Source organism: Rhizobium giardinii bv. giardinii H152 (genome assembly GCF_000379605.1).
Classification (GTDB): Bacteria; Pseudomonadota; Alphaproteobacteria; order Rhizobiales; family Rhizobiaceae; genus Pararhizobium; species Pararhizobium giardinii.
Map to the genome: position 1 here is coordinate 1 of NZ_KB902727.1, position 1,975 is coordinate 1,975.

The 1,975-nt window shown below is 54.8% G+C and carries 2 protein-coding genes; both read right to left on the reverse strand.

What is annotated here, in order from left to right; all coding sequences use genetic code 11:
* The coding region (locus tag A3AY_RS0130085) for a hypothetical protein (protein WP_018329386.1) at positions 1–893 on the reverse strand (893 nt) is incomplete at its 3' end.
* Between the two features lie 274 nt (positions 894–1,167).
* A partial coding sequence (locus tag A3AY_RS38410) for a CaiB/BaiF CoA transferase family protein (RefSeq protein ID WP_018329387.1) occupies positions 1,168–1,975 on the reverse strand: 808 nt, incomplete at its 5' end.

A 1,975-nucleotide genomic window follows, 5' to 3' on the forward strand; every position in this document is an offset into this window, starting at 1 on the left:
CCCAACACTGCCACGGTGAGCGCGGATCGCTGGTTGAGGTCACCGAAAATCCGCGTAGCCGCCCTCATGTTTTCAACCGCATCACCTTTTATAGCGCTCTCCAATCGAACACTTCGAGAAACGATATCTGCGGAAATGACATCTGACGGGGTAATTGTCGCGGACGAAAGCCCGTTCAAAGCCGCCGCCAGATCCCGCAACGAGGTTGCGACAGCGGGCGAGAAGTCACGAGCGTGAGCTTCTAGCTGCTTGGCTATGAAGCGAACTCGAGCGTTCGCGATGCCCGGGATCTTCTCAGGGGAAGCGGCCCTGACGTCGGCAGCCAGCTTCTGGAAAAAACGGGAGGTACCGTCGAGGTATTCAGCATGCTCAAGCAACTGCTTGGCAGACTGCTCCCTCTCTCGAACGCTTCCTTCCAATGCCAGTTGTTCAGTAGCTATCTTCTGTTGCAGGCTGCCAATCGAGGACAGATCTCGTTCAAGTCGCTTGCGTATAGAGGCCTCGGATTGATGAATCTCCCAAAGATCTTCGACCTTTGTCTCTATCTCTGCCGTTTCAGATGCAGCCGTTGTGATGACCGCTTTCCCATCGATAGCACTCAGGTGGTTCTCAGCTGTATGGAGGATTGCTTTCTGTCCGTCCAATTTCTGGTAGAGTTCACCGCGGCTATCTTCAGATGCATCCTGGAGGAACCGGGTCATGCTAGCGTAGACATTCTTGAAGCCGGTCAGGGCGTTCACAACGTCGGAGGATGAATCCAGGCGTTTTTGCAGCACGCCAGTCGCAAAAAAACTTAGGCCCCCGATCGCAGCTATTGTTAAGATGAAAGCTGCGCCAATGATCCCGATTTTAACACTAAGTTTGAAGCGACCGCAAAATTCTTCGATACCCATGACCGAGCCCCTCCCAGGCTTGAGTTACAACAGTTTTCCTCGACGATTCCGATGGAATTCAATAGTTTCTTCCCGTAAGCGCACAGGCAAAAAACCTTGCTCGCGCCACGGATCCAGCAAGGGTGGTGGGACGGGATGTGGGAACTCTGAAGGAGGGTATGTGCCGCTAATAACTGCCTGCAAAGGACGGATCATACGGTTGGGCTCTCTGACGGGGCATGATGCCACTTTAATTGCCAAATCTTTGCCTCGCACCGAGCCGCGTCATCCATCATCATCCAGCGTTAACAGCGATCTGCGGAGCTGCCGTGCGCTCGTGGGAGGCGAATTCTTGCCGCACAATCTTATCGTGCTCGCCGAGTGATGGAACTGCGCCAAAATGCCGTTCGTCGTCCGCTGCTAAGACGGGTGGCGCAATCAGGCTCACCTCTCCCGCAGCCGTCTGCACGTCGATAGTGCGTAGCTGGGGATGCCGACCCAAGTCATCGAGAGACGAAAGCCTTCCAAACGCTATCTCCGCCTTCAAAAGTCGTCCGGCTACTACATCTCTTGTCGATCCGCGGAAAATCGAGTTGATGACGCCTTCAAGCTCTCTGCGATGCTGTACGCGCGCATTATTGCCGTTGAAGCGCTCTTGCGAGAGGAGGTCTGGTCGTTCGAGAACCTGCTCGCAGAGCCGCTGCCACTCGCGCTCGTTCTGTATGGAAAGGAGCAACTTCCCATCCTGACATTCGAAAACACCGTATGGTGCAATCGTGGGATGTTCGAGACCATTCCGCGATGGGTGATGCCCTCCATACTGAAACTGAAGGTGAGGGACGTTCATCCAGTCTGCCAAACTGTGAAACAACGAGACCTCGATGCCGCAACCTTCCCCCGTTTTCTCACGAACGTAGAGGGCTTGAAGGATAGCCTGGTGCGCGTACATACCACAGGCGATGTCACACACCGACACTCCAACGCGGGCGGGACCCGCGTCATTTCCGGTGAGAAGAGCCAGGCCGCTCTCCGCCTGGACCAGAAGGTCATATGCTTTCATCGACTGATAATCACCCGATGAGCCATACCCGGTGATATTGACG